General features: G+C 41.1%; 13 protein-coding genes and 1 tRNA gene. 9 read left to right on the forward strand and 5 right to left on the reverse strand.

Annotation, left to right across the window (positions count from 1 at the left end; genetic code table 11):
* The first annotated feature begins 29 nt into the window (after positions 1-29).
* The 5 genes from PASHI_RS20290 to PASHI_RS20310 all read left to right on the forward strand — a co-directional run bounded on the left by PASHI_RS20290 (position 30) and on the right by PASHI_RS20310 (position 4,360).
* Positions 30-599, forward strand: a complete 570-nt coding sequence (locus tag PASHI_RS20290) for an elongation factor P hydroxylase (RefSeq protein ID WP_058586361.1) — start codon at positions 30-32, stop codon at positions 597-599.
* The gene (locus PASHI_RS20295) at positions 589-1,731 is read left to right on the forward strand and encodes an ATP-NAD kinase family protein (protein ID WP_055198023.1); all 1,143 of its coding nucleotides are present in this window, start codon (positions 589-591) and stop codon (positions 1,729-1,731) included. The genes PASHI_RS20290 and PASHI_RS20295 overlap by 11 nt, the downstream gene beginning before the upstream one ends.
* A 2-nt stretch (positions 1,732-1,733) precedes the next feature.
* Positions 1,734-2,012: a YfcL family protein gene (locus PASHI_RS20300; RefSeq protein WP_054553188.1), complete on the forward strand. Its 279-nt coding sequence runs from the start codon at positions 1,734-1,736 to the stop codon at positions 2,010-2,012.
* A 148-nt stretch (positions 2,013-2,160) separates the two neighbouring features.
* Positions 2,161-3,720: an AbgT family transporter gene (locus PASHI_RS20305; protein ID WP_054562105.1), complete on the forward strand. Its 1,560-nt coding sequence runs from the start codon at positions 2,161-2,163 to the stop codon at positions 3,718-3,720.
* Between the two features lie 82 nt (positions 3,721-3,802).
* Positions 3,803-4,360: a hypothetical protein gene (locus tag PASHI_RS20310; protein ID WP_062566848.1), complete on the forward strand. Its 558-nt coding sequence runs from the start codon at positions 3,803-3,805 to the stop codon at positions 4,358-4,360.
* Between the two features lie 138 nt (positions 4,361-4,498).
* Here PASHI_RS20310 and PASHI_RS20315 read toward each other — a convergent pair whose 3' ends face one another.
* The 3 genes from PASHI_RS20315 to PASHI_RS20325 all read right to left on the reverse strand — a co-directional run bounded on the left by PASHI_RS20315 (position 4,499) and on the right by PASHI_RS20325 (position 7,285).
* Entirely contained in the window at positions 4,499-6,304 is a 1,806-nt protein-coding gene (locus PASHI_RS20315) for a DEAD/DEAH box helicase (RefSeq protein WP_054562104.1), read from the reverse strand.
* Positions 6,305-6,451: 147 nt separating this feature from the next.
* Positions 6,452-6,715 (reverse strand): GrxA family glutaredoxin, encoded by a 264-nt coding sequence (locus PASHI_RS20320; protein WP_054553185.1) that lies wholly within the window; start codon positions 6,713-6,715, stop codon positions 6,452-6,454.
* A gap of 111 nt (positions 6,716-6,826) precedes the next feature.
* Complete coding sequence (locus tag PASHI_RS20325) at positions 6,827-7,285, reverse strand: TlpA family protein disulfide reductase (protein WP_244269418.1); 459 nt, start codon at positions 7,283-7,285, stop codon at positions 6,827-6,829.
* A 329-nt stretch (positions 7,286-7,614) separates the two neighbouring features.
* Here PASHI_RS20325 and PASHI_RS20330 point away from each other — a divergent pair, with 329 nt between their 5' ends.
* A complete protein-coding gene (locus PASHI_RS20330; RefSeq protein ID WP_054562102.1) occupies positions 7,615-8,061 on the forward strand; it encodes an Hsp20 family protein in 447 nt (148 codons plus the stop codon).
* A gap of 63 nt (positions 8,062-8,124) precedes the next feature.
* Here PASHI_RS20330 and PASHI_RS20335 read toward each other — a convergent pair whose 3' ends face one another.
* The gene (locus PASHI_RS20335; RefSeq protein WP_244269419.1) at positions 8,125-9,675 is read right to left on the reverse strand and encodes a cryptochrome/photolyase family protein; all 1,551 of its coding nucleotides are present in this window, start codon (positions 9,673-9,675) and stop codon (positions 8,125-8,127) included.
* Positions 9,676-9,803: 128 nt separating this feature from the next.
* Here PASHI_RS20335 and PASHI_RS20340 point away from each other — a divergent pair, with 128 nt between their 5' ends.
* Positions 9,804-10,577 (forward strand): DUF4124 domain-containing protein, encoded by a 774-nt coding sequence (locus tag PASHI_RS20340; RefSeq protein ID WP_062566850.1) that lies wholly within the window; start codon positions 9,804-9,806, stop codon positions 10,575-10,577.
* On the opposite strand, the gene PASHI_RS20345 is transcribed toward PASHI_RS20340, so the two are convergent.
* Positions 10,572-11,033, reverse strand: coding sequence for a globin family protein (locus PASHI_RS20345; protein WP_062566851.1), 462 nt, complete (start codon positions 11,031-11,033; stop codon positions 10,572-10,574). The genes PASHI_RS20340 and PASHI_RS20345 overlap by 6 nt on opposite strands.
* A gap of 243 nt (positions 11,034-11,276) precedes the next feature.
* Between PASHI_RS20345 and PASHI_RS20350 the strand changes: the two genes are divergently transcribed.
* Positions 11,277-11,353 (forward strand) — tRNA-Met (locus PASHI_RS20350).
* 289 nt (positions 11,354-11,642) lie between these two features.
* A complete protein-coding gene (gene rimP, locus PASHI_RS20355) occupies positions 11,643-12,098 on the forward strand; it encodes a ribosome maturation factor RimP (RefSeq protein WP_054562099.1) in 456 nt (151 codons plus the stop codon).
* Positions 12,099-12,132: the final 34 nt, after the last annotated feature.

Genomic DNA, 12,132 nt, shown 5'->3' on the forward strand with positions numbered 1-12,132 from the left:
ACGCTTTTAACGAGATGAATTCAAGCCGTATGCATCAGATTGCTGACTTAATCGCTATTTTTGAAAGCACTTTTTATCAAAGCCATAACACGCGTTTGATCAAAGGTGATGATGAACCTATTTACCTGCCTGCTGATGAGCAAACGCCTTATCACCAAATTGTGTTTGCCCACGGTTTTTATGCCAGTGCTTTGCACGAAATTGCCCATTGGCTGGTGGCTGGTGAGGCACGTCGGTTAAAAGAAGATTATGGCTATTGGTATTGCCCAGATGGTCGTGATAAGCACCAGCAAGCTGAATTTGAAGCAGTTGAAGTAAAGCCCCAAGCTATTGAATGGGCGCTCAGTACTGCAGCAGGTTTTGATTTTAATGTATCGGTTGATAATTTAAATGGCGAGCAAACCTGTCGATTCGATTTTCAAGCGCGAGTTCACCAGCAAGTGTTGAGCTTTTTAGCATCTGGCTTTAATCAGCGCACAACAGCACTTCTTAAAGCATTGAGTGATTTCTATAAAACCCCATGGCCACTAACGGCTGCTCAGTTTACGTGGCAGCGCGATTTTCATGGCAACCCAGGAGCTTTATCTGATGCAGTTTAAATTAGGTTTGATTGTAAATCCGGTTGCCGGCTTAGGTGGCAGTGTCGCACTAAAGGGCAGTGATGGCGCAGATACCGCAGCAAAAGCAATGCAACTTGGTGCTGAGCCAAAAGCAAACTTACGCACTCGAGCGGCACTTGAAGTGCTGCTTGCCCATCAAGATGACTTAATCATTTACACTGTAAACGGTGAAATGGGCGAGCAAACGGCAAAGCAACTAGGCTTTCAAAGCCAAGTTATTTACCAAACAAACGATATCACCACCCCAGATGACACAGAGCAGGCTGCCAAGCTATTAGTTGAGCAAGGTGTCGACCTTATTTTATTTGCGGGTGGCGATGGTACTGCCCGCAATATTTGCCATGCGGTTGGCGATAGCACTCCTGTATTAGGTATTCCTGCAGGCTGCAAAATTCATTCTGGGGTTTATGCTATTACCCCCAAAGCAGCTGGACGTGTTGTTGAGATGCTTGTTAAAGGTGAACTTGTCAGCCTTGGTGATGCAGATGTGATGGATATCGACGAAGAAGCATTTCGCGAAGGCACGGTAAAAGCTAAGCGCTATGGTGAAATGCAAGTGCCTAGTGAAGTACGTTATGTACAGGCAGTTAAAAATGGCGGTAAAGAAACCGATGAGTTAGTGCTTGCCGATATAGCTGCCTATGTTGTTAGTGAAATGGATGAAGACTGCTTATATGTGATGGGCAGTGGTTCTACAGTCGCGGCAATTATGGAAGAAATGGGTCTTGAAAATACCTTGCTGGGTGTAGACTTAGTGGCAGACCAAGAGCTTATCGCGCAGGATTTAACTGCTCAGCAATTACTTGAACTCACACAAGGTAAAGAAACCAAATTGGTGATCACCTTAATTGGTGGCCAAGGCCATATCTTCGGCAGAGGTAATCAGCAATTAAGCCCTGCACTTATTCGTGCTATTGGCCGTGATAACATTATTGTTGTAGCCACTAAAACTAAATTACAGGCCTTGAATGGCCGACCACTGATTGCCGATACGGGTGACAGTGAGTTAGACGATGAATTAAGTGGTTATATTCGCGTAACCACAGGTTTCAATGACCATATTATGTATGCAGTGGGTCATCAAGATGGGCTGCACCCAGAGGAGAAGTAACAATGAGTTTAGTAAGTTATATTGATGCAGCGCAGCAATATTTTGATGATTTAGTCGATAAAGCAACTGACGACGAGCTATTTGCTGGTGGCTATTTACGCGGTCACTTTGACTTAGCTGTAGGCTATGCACAAGTAGAAGAATTAAACTTATCGATTGATGAGTTAAACAATCAAGTTGAATCTAGCCTAGTTAAAGCTTACCGCAACGGTGAGCTAAACGAAGAAGATAAAGAGCTTGTTGTGCGTCTATGGGATGAAGTGAAAGCTCTTGCAGCCTAATCTAATTAAATAAAACTCTGTAAAGCGACCTGTGTCGCTTTTTTTACATTATCAATTTACCTTTATCAGGTAATTCCATTAACTTAAAATTTACCTTAGTAGTTAGATACGTTAAGGTTAACGAGATATTTTTCCAGGGAATTTGAAAATGAATAACAATAATGATGTGCAGGCACCAAGTGGTGCAATCGCACGTTTTCTAAATACCATAGAAAGGGTAGGTAACAAGCTACCTGATCCGGCGATTATATTCTTAGTCGCAATGCTACTTATTTGGTTTTTATCTTGGCTTTTCTCGGGCACTACATTTGATGCAATCGACCCGCGCACCGGCGAAGCCATCGTTGTAAATAACCTATTAGCAGGGGACTCCCTTGCCACCTTCTTATCTTCAATGGTGAAAACCTTCACTGGCTTTGCACCGCTTGGTGTAGTGCTGGTTGCTATGTTAGGTGTTGGTGTTGCTGAGCATTCTGGCTTTATCAATACCGGCCTTAAATTAATGTTAAAAGTAACGCCTAAGCAGCTTTTAACACCGTCTATTATTTTAGTGGCGATTGTCAGCCATACCGCAACTGATGCCGGTTATGTACTAGTTATCCCTCTTGCTGGGGTTATTTTCTATGCGATGGGGCGTCATCCGCTTGCTGGTATTGCAGCTGCGTTTGCTGGGGTTAGTGGTGGCTTTAGCGCAAACTTTATTCCGTCAGGGATTGACCCGTTACTGCAAAGCTTTACCCAAAGTGCGGCGCAAATTATTAACCCAGATATGGCGATTAACCCGCTTAATAACTGGTTTTTCACCTCAGCTTCGAGCTTATTTATTATCTTATTAGGCTGGTATATTACAGATAAAATCATCGAGCCGCGTTTACAGAACACGCCACTTGATGGAGATACCGAAGACCTACCTGCCTTTGATGAAGCACGCAGTGATGAGAAACGTGCGTTCTATATTGCAAGCACAGTGATGATTGCTGGCCTTGCTTTACTTTGGTTTGTTTCGGCCCCAGCAGACTCCGCGATGCGAAGCAGTGATGGCTCGTTAACTAATTTCCGCTCACCGTTAATGCAATCAATTGTGCCACTTATCTTCCTATTGTTTTGGATCCCTGGTGCCGTCTACGGTTTTGCCGTGGGTACCTTCAAAAGCTCTAAAGATATGATAGATGCAATGAGCAAAGCGATGAGCGGTATGGCTTACTATATTGTTATGGCGTTCTTCTGTGCGTTATTTATTGCTGCATTTAGTAAATCAAACCTAGGTGCATTACTTGCAATTGAAGGTGCACAACTATTAAAAGCAATGGCTCTGCCAAGCTCAGTCACAGTAGTAGGCATTATCTTCTTAACGGCGTTCGTGAACCTATTTGTTGGCTCAAGCTCAGCAAAATGGGCGCTATTAGGGCCAATCTTTGTTCCAATGCTGATGCAACTGGGTATTTCACCTGATTTGACGCAAGCTGCGTACCGTGTAGGTGACTCAAGCTCGAATATCATCACGCCGCTGATGCCATACTTCCCACTGGTTGTTGTGTACTGCCAAAAGTATGTAAAAGGAACCGGTATCGGCACTTTAATCGCGATGATGTTACCGTATTCAATCGCCTTCTTAATCGGTTGGAGTATCTTCTTACTCGCGTACTGGGGCTTAGGTATCCCTCTTGGCTTACAATCAAGCTATGCATACCCTGCCATCGGCTCATAACGATTAGAGTAACAAAGCCTCAGCCATCCAGCGTGAGGCTTTTTTGATTTGCGATTACTTAGTCTTTATTTAAGGAAAATAGTTGAAACTTAACAAACTTAACATAGGTACTGAATCATTATCTCAAATTGATTTCCGACCATACATGATTGAATGTGCTTATGATTATTATATGGTAGCTAAAACCGCATCACATCAGAGAATGGGGCTGCAAAGTGTGTTATCGGTTTTATCAATCGAAATACTTTTTAAGAGTTTTAATGCTCTTGCAGTAGATAACATAGGTCAACCAAATGAAACCTATATCTTTGATAGGAATAGCTTACCTAAAAAGTCTGATCCACATGATTTAATTACTCTATACCATTCATTACCTGATGATATTGCAAAGTTTTTAGTCAGTGAAAATGAGCTTGAAATACTTCACAAATATAGATCTTCTTTTAAATCAAGCCGATATACTTACGAGCCTAGTGCTAATAAATCACATAGAGACGACATAATTAAGTTAACAGCAAAATTGTTATGTTATGTAGTGCTTTTATACAAACAGCAGGGATGTAAAGATAGTTTTATTCAATATTTTGATGTTGAAGAACTTTATTTTAAAGATGTTCAAAAGTTTCTAGGAGTTTATTAACTTAAAGCTGATAGCTGATAGCTGATAGCTGATAGCTGATAGCTGATAGCTGATAGCTGATAGCTGACGGCTTTACTTTAGACACAAAAAAACCTTGTCACTCTCATGACAAGGTTTTTTTATTGCTTACAGCTACAATTAGTTCGCAGTGAAGCTCACTGGACGACGCTCTTTACGAGGGCCACCACGTTTTTCGCCACGGTCTTTGAAGTTACGCTTCTTATCGCCACGATCACCACTTGGGCGCTCAGAGCGAGGAGCCGCAGGACCTTGGTCTTGCGTTAGCGTCATATTCATAGGACGTTTACAGATAAATACCTTTTGGAAGTGATCAAGCACATCTTTTGGCATGTTCTGTGGTAACTGTACCGTACTGTGATTGTCATGTAAGCGAATATCACCAATGAACTTGCTTGAGATATCAGCTTCGTTAGCAATCGCACCAACGATATTTTTAACTTGTACACCGTGCTCACGACCTACTTCGATACGGTAAGTATCCATAGGACCCATGTTACGGCTGTTGCGCTCACGCGGCTCACGAGGTTTACGCTCGCGTCCTTGGCGGTCGCCACGATCACCACGTTCATTGCGACGACGCTCATTGCGTTCGCCACGTGGTTGAACTTTAACTTCTTCAACCTTGATTGGTGATTGTTGCTGCGCTAAACAAAGTAATGCACCTGCTAAATCTTCAGTACTTAGCTCAAGTTTCTCTGCCATGTTAGCAGCAACTTGATTAAAGAAAGTGATGTCTTTGTTTTCAAGAGCAATTGTAAGCTTGTCTTGAAGCGCTTTAATACGCTTTTCTTCAACAACTTTAGCTGTTGGTAAATCAACTTGTGCGATATCAGATTTCGTATGACGAATGATATTTTTAAGTAAATAACGCTCGTTATGTTTTACGAAAAGAATCGCTTTACCTTGACGACCCGCACGACCAGTACGGCCAATACGGTGAACGTAGGCTTCTGAATCTTGTGGAATATCGTAGTTAATTACTAAGCTTAAACGGTCTACATCAAGACCACGTGCAGCAACGTCTGTTGCAATAACGATATCAACTAGGCCGTTTTTCAAACGATCTACTGTACGTTCACGTGCTTGTTGGTTCATGTCACCATTAAGTGGTGCCGCAGAGAAACCTTCGCGCTCAAGTAATTCAGCTAACTGTACCGTGTCGTTACGTGTACGTACGAAAACAATTGCACCATCGTATTGTTCTGCTTCTAAGAAGCGAACGATTGCTTTGTTTTTGTGTACGTGTGCATTCCAAAATACTTGCTCAACCGTTGATACAGTTGAGTTACGCGCAGAAATATGAACTTGCTCAGGCTCATTCATGTACTTGCTGCTGATATTTTGAATTTGCTTAGGCATGGTCGCCGAGAAAAGACATGTTTGCTTTTCACGTGGCGTTTTCTCCATGATGCTTTCTACATCATCAATGAAGCCCATGCGTAACATTTCGTCTGCTTCATCAAGAACAAGGGCTTGTAAGCTCTCAAACTTGATTGTGCCACGGTTAATGTGGTCAATTAAGCGACCTGGCGTTGCAACAATGATTTGCGCGCCACGACGAAGTGCACTTAGTTGGATGCTATAGCTTTGGCCACCATAAAGGGCTAAAACTTCAACACCACGAGTATGCTTAGCATATTGTTCGAATGCCTCAGCTACTTGGATCGCAAGTTCACGCGTAGGCGTTAAAACAAGGATCTGTGGCTGCTTCACAGACGGGTCAATATTATTTAGTAACGGCAGTGCAAATGCTGCTGTTTTACCTGTACCCGTTTGCGCTAGTCCCAGTACGTCCTTTCTTTCTAGCAATAACGGTATACATTGAGCTTGGATTTCAGATGGAGTCTTGTAACCCAACTCTTCAACTGCTTTAAGGATTGCAGGAGAAAGATTTAGAGATTCAAACGTGACTGGTTCTGACATTAATACGCCTCAACGAATTTAAAGAGGCGCGCATTGTATAGGAAATACAATGCAATTGCTTGTATAAATTACAACTAATTTGTATGTGGTTGATGTTGGTCATAATTTAATCAGTTTAAAATTACCAAAATCAACCACGTTTACAATTTATTGATATAACCCTAAATTTTCTTTAGCGTATGCTTCGAATTCAGTGAAGCCACCAATGTGGGCTTGGTCAATAAAAATCTGTGGTACGGTTGGGCAAGGTTTGCCTGCAGACTGTTCTAAATCTGCTTTGCTGATGCCTTCTTTAATGATGTCGATATAACGGTATTTAAAATCGTCACGCTCATTTGCTAGTTTTTCAGCAACGTCTTTTGCACGAACACAGTATGGGCAGCCTTCACGGCCAAAAATTACAGTTAACATATCGCTCTCCTCGATGGTTTATCTGGTTATCATCTTAACGGATTAAACGAATAAAAACAGCGCATAAAATCGATTGCACTGTTCTGTTTTTTCTCACTAAAAGCGATTGAGCTAATCAAGTGTGCGCATCCTGAGGCCAAGTTCTGTTGTGTAACCCATAGAATGAGCAGTAATTGCCAACTGCTCATCAATAACATAATAAGTTGGGTAGGCACTGATTTTATAATCTTGGCCTGTACTTTTACTGCCAAGTAACACCGGCATTGTTAATTCGAGTGAATCAGTAAACTGTTTAACTTCAGCAATATTTTGGTAATCGAGGGCAATTGCTATGGCATTTAACTTACCTTGCTGATGAGCCTTTTCTAAATTTGGCATACTGTAACGACAAATTGAGCACCAAGGCGCAAAGAAATACACCACTGTTTGCTTTCCTTGTAATTGTGCAATGGTCATCCGCTCAGCCGGGTTTTTTAGCGTGGCTAAATTAAAATAGGGGGCAGGAGTTTTATCAGTTGAGAGTAAATTACGTTGCTGAAATGCGGTTACGGCATACACAACGACTGCCATTAACACGACATTTTTTAGCACACTGATAAATTTTTTTAAAAAAGTTGGATTTTTTTTCATTGTTATTTTGTACGTTGTTAGCCCTTTAAAATCAACTAATTCAGACCAGTTTGAGGGGGTTAAAATTTCAATTTATTTAAAAAAATTACAATTTTTTTTGCTAAAAATCTTGAAAAGATTTTACCCGCCCATAAATAGTTTAGTGAGGACGCCTGATGGGTCCCAAACAAACTAAAGTAATTGAAATATATAGTATTAATTTAACTTTGTTAGCACTGGTTCAATAGAAGAGTACTAACAAAATATCGCTTAAATATGAGGATATAATTATGCGTACAGTAGACTTATCACCACTTTATCGTTCATTCATCGGTTTCGATCATTTAGCATCATTAATGGATGCGGCAGCTCGCACAGACAAGCAGCCAAGTTTTCCTCCGTACAACATCGAAGCACTCGATAAAGACAAATATCGTATCACTATGGCTGTAGCAGGTTTTAGTGACAGTGAATTGACCATCGAGTCAGAAAACAACACATTGAAAGTCAGCGGTACTAAAGCTGATAAACAAGATAATGCTGAACGTAAGTTCATTCACCAAGGCATTGCAGAGCGTAACTTTGAGCGTAAGTTCCAATTAGGTGACCACGTTAAAGTGCTTGGTGCAGACCTTGAAAATGGCTTACTAAGTATCGATTTAGAGCGTGAAATTCCAGAAGCTTTAAAACCACGTAAAATCGAAATTGGTAATGGTAAATTACTCGAAAACAAGTAATACCCAACAGCATTGTTTCCCCTAGTTAGTTTTGCCGCCTCATTTGAGGCGGCTTTTTTATTGTTAAAGCTTTTCTAAATTATCCAAGCACCAGTTAGCCCGTTTGAGAGTGGCTTGCTGTACAGATTCATCCTGTTTATACCAGTTTTTATAAATCATACCGATACGTGGGTTTTGTGAAAGCTGCTGTTCGTGCTCTAACATAAAATGCCAATATAGGCTGTTGAATGGGCAAGCATCCTCAGTGGCTTTTTCTTTAATGTTGTAGCTACAATGTTTGCAGTAATCACTCATTTTGTTGATGTAATTTCCACTGGCTGCATAGGGCTTAGTGGCAATTAAGCCACCGTCAGCAAATTGGCTCATACCCCGAGTGTTGGGCATTTCTACCCATTCTATGGCGTCGATATAAATACCTAAATACCATTCATCTACTTCACTTGGCTCAATAGCGGTTAATAAGCAAAAGTTACCCGTGATCATCAAACGTTGTATGTGGTGTGCATAAGCTGTCTGCAGGCTTTGTGTAATGGCATGGTGCATGCAATTCATGTTTGTTTTGCCATGCCAAAAATAGTCGGGTAGGGTGCGCTTTGCATTTAAGGCATTTTTGCTGGCGTAATCAGGCATATTTTGCCAATAAATACCACGTACATACTCGCGCCAACCGAGAATTTGCCTGATAAAACCTTCAACTTGCGCAATATCAATAGGTTGCTTATCAAAGCTAGTTAACACTTGCTCGATGACCTGCATCGGGTGCAGCATTTTAGTATTAAGGGCAAACGATAAACGGCTGTGATACAAAGACCATTGGTACTGGGACTGGCATGTCATAGCATCCTGAAACTGACCAAAATGAACCAGTAAATGGTCGCAAAAAAAATCGAGTAACTGCTTTGCTTCAGCGCGTGTGGTTGGCCAAATTAACGTATCGCTGCACTCACCAAAGGTGTTTACTTTGTGCATTTCTACTCGTTTAAGGATGTGGCTAACATCGTGACCGAAACATAAAGGTTCTGGGATTTCTTTAAGATCGTTCGGTTTTAACTTGTTTCTATTTTGCTGATCAAAATTCCATTTGCCGCCACGAGGTTGATTATCATCGTCCATTAAAATATTAAAACGTTTGCGCATAGCACGATAAAAAAACTCCATTTTTACCGGCTTATTTGGCTTAAAGTGCTGGCCAATATCATTAAAAGGTAGTAGAAAGTGTTCCGAATCAACTGCATTGACATTAAATTCGCTCTGCTGTGAAAAGTCTGCAAGTTGCTTTTTAAGGCGGTATTCGTCTGGATATTGGTACTCAATATTCTGGCATTGATAATGCTTAGCTAACCGGGTCAGTAGCTCTGATAGTGAGTCATCATCTTGTGTGTCATCGAGTGTCAGATGCAGGCAGTTTAAATTCGCTTTTGTTAGTGCATTAGCAAAGTTTTCCATTGCAGCAAAGAAGGCGACCACTTTTTGTAGGTGGTGCTTTACGTAGTTTGTTTCTTGTTTTAATTCGGCGATGACATAAAGCGTGTCTGGTTGTGATTTTTCTTTAAACCAGGTGTGGCTTGCATTAAGTTGATCGCCAAAAATAAATCTTAAGGTGGTGTATTGCACTTCTAATAGCCTTTGCAGCAAGTAATCTAGGTAACTACGAAGCAATCACAAAGATAGATCGATAAATATAGTCTATAAAAGGTACATTAGTGGCATTTTTAATGAGTCATTACTAAGGAAGGGTCGAGATGAAAATTAACTTACATTTACTATTTATAAGCCTGTTAGTTTGCCCTTTGGCCCACAGCACTGTTTATCACTGTGAGAAAAACGGTGTTGCTGAATTTAGCCAACAGCCCTGTGGCAAAGATGCAAAGTTGATTACCATTAAAGAACAAAACCCACACCTTTCGGGCGCGTCAGATAATGCTGTACAAGCATCATCAGGTAAAGATACCGCAGAGGTCGACCGTTATATCCGCTTAAAGCAAATCGATGCGCAAATAGCAGAACATAACAATAAAATTGATACATTCAAGCTCAAAATGGACAGGGAAATAGTGGCTTTATCTGAGCAATCAGATGCTCAGCTACGTAACTTGGTGGGGGCTAAAAAACAAGCTGCAATCGCCAAACAAATGACCGCAGTATCTGAGCGTTACGGCGTGCTTATCGACAGTGAGCAGCGCAGTATTGATAGACTCACGGCTGAAAAATACACGTTAACTTCATCTGCAAATACGGTTGCTAATAATGAGGTGGCTAGTTTTATTCGCTCAAAACAAATTATGCGTAAAATTTCAGAGCATGAAAATAAAATAGATACTTATCAAAGTGAGTTAAACATGCAAATGTCAGAACTTGAGCAACAACTAAGTAGCCGCCCTCGTAATTTAGCTGATGCGAATAGCGATAACGCACTAGCTGACAAAATGACAGCTTTAACGAGTCGTTTTAATACCTTAATTGCCATTGAACAAAAACAAATAGATAGGCTCAACAGCGAATTGACCAAACTATGAGCTTAAGCGTGCTGGGCAATAGGCGTTAAACGACACCACATTTGAATAAGCAAACAAGTAACTTTTTACGATGTTGGCAAATATTCTCGTAGCTTGCAGCCAAGCTTGATGTAATTGCGCACTAATGTGGTGAATATACGATTTGCGCGTATCAATAAAGGCATCGCAAAGGGTATCGATATCTTCAAATGACACATTTAAAAAGCTGAGGTTATTCGCTAAATAATGAATAAACGGCGTGACTTGCTGTAAGTCATCGAGGTGGCTCACTACTTTGTTGAGCGCACAGTAAAGAATATAGCTGCGCTTAGTTATGCTTTCTTGCTCAGGCACTGTCATGGTTAATTGACGAGTACTAAGACTGCGATGATATGCGCTTGTAAACTGATGGAAATCCGGTTTTAGCAATTCAATATCTTGTAGTAACAGTCTTTTTTGAAATGAAGATAGACTCATAGTAAATCGCTTAATAGCCAAGGCTATAGGTTGTTCTTATTATATGACTAAATATAGACGAGAATTTTCAGTTATGGGAAATTTTATGACAAGGTTGTCATAAAATTTTTAGGCAAAAAATAGTCTAACTAATTCATGTAGGAAGGTTGCTAATTGAGCGCTACATGCTTATAATAGCCGCCATTGAATTGAGGTGTTTAACACTCGATTAAATGATATTAAGTTACTTTTAATATCTATTGGCGCGGGATGGAGCAGCCTGGTAGCTCGTCGGGCTCATAACCCGAAGGTCGTCGGTTCAAATCCGGCTCCCGCAACCAAATACATGCTAAGGCATTGTAAGTGTACTTAGTATGCACAGTAATTTTTACTGTATGAAGTCGCGCATTCTGGTAATGCGCGTTTTGCGTTTAGGCTATCTAGTTTAATTTAGTCAGGTGACTGACTCGCAACCAAGCTTGGCCCTAGGCCACACAGTTTTATGCTTTAGGTGTGACGCCCCGCTTGGTTCGGGGCGTTGTTGTATCTGCTTGGCGGTGATTTTAAATCATTATTAAACTCAGTATTTCAGGGCTATATGCCCTTTTTTTGTTTGTATGGAGGATTTTCGTGACAAAACTTGAGCAAGATTTAGTAGCCATGCTCTCACCGGCCGTTGAAATGTTAGGCTTTGAGTTACATGGTCTTGAGTTTGTGCAAGCTGGTCGCCACTCTACATTACGTGTTTATATCGATCACGATGCAGGGATTACGGTTGACAATTGTGCCGACGTTAGTCGTCAAGTTAGCGCAATTTTAGACGTCGAAGACCCAATTACAAACGAATATGATTTGGAAGTTTCGTCTCCTGGTGTTGATCGTCCATTATTCAAACAAGATCACTACGAGAAGGCGCAAGGAGAAGAAGTACGCGTGCGTACAAAGCTTCCGCAAGATGGTCGTCGTAACTTTAAAGGCGATTTAGTATCAGTTAGCAGTGATATGATCACACTTTCAGCAGATGGCGCTGAGCATATGATTATGCTTAGTAACATTGAACGTGCGAACATCATCGCAAAGTTTTAATTCGAGTGCGAAGGAATAGGGCAAGCGAGGCATA

Source organism: Pseudoalteromonas shioyasakiensis, assembly GCF_001550135.1.
In the GTDB taxonomy this organism is placed as follows: domain Bacteria; phylum Pseudomonadota; class Gammaproteobacteria; order Enterobacterales; family Alteromonadaceae; genus Pseudoalteromonas; species Pseudoalteromonas shioyasakiensis.